This window comes from Pseudomonas sp. GM74 (assembly GCF_000282455.1).
In the GTDB taxonomy this organism is placed as follows: Bacteria; Pseudomonadota; Gammaproteobacteria; order Pseudomonadales; family Pseudomonadaceae; genus Aquipseudomonas.
Genome location: NZ_AKJG01000149.1, coordinates 1 through 505 on the forward strand (window position 1 = coordinate 1; position 505 = coordinate 505).

The window sequence follows — 505 nt, forward strand, 5'->3', positions numbered from 1 at the left end:
GCGGGTCACTTTGAAAAGCGCAAAGTAACCAAACGCTCTTGCCCCTGACATTCGGTGCCTCGCCGTGGCTCGGCATGCCCTCGCTCCGGTCCTGCTCCGTGGGCCCGCTTCCATCGGCCATCCATGGCCGGGGGCGGCTAACCCGGCATCCATGCCGGGTTGCCCACTGCGCAGAACCTCCACTCGGCCTCACGAGGGGGCGTACACCGCAACAGCGCCCGAGGCGGCCTACCGGCCGACCTGTTTGTTGGGTTCGTTCGCCTGTGATGTACCTGGTTGACTGGCAGGCCGTCATCGCGAGCAAGCTCGCTCCCACAGGTACTCAGTACATCAGCAAGATTTCGGTCGGCTGGCCGGCCGCCTTCGCGAGCAAGCCTGCCCCCACAATTGGACAATGTGCAGCAGCAAAATCAGGTCGGCTGTCAGGCCGCCTCGCTGGCAAGCCAGCTCCCACAGAAGAGCAAAGGCAGAGCGTTAGCTCGCCTGCAGCTTTTGATCTTGATCC

1 protein-coding gene is annotated in these 505 nt (G+C 63.4%); it reads left to right on the top strand.

Annotated elements, in window-relative coordinates:
- Positions 1-266: 266 nt before the first annotated feature.
- A partial coding sequence (locus PMI34_RS29430) for a hypothetical protein (protein WP_238538827.1) occupies positions 267-505 on the top strand: 239 nt, incomplete at its 3' end.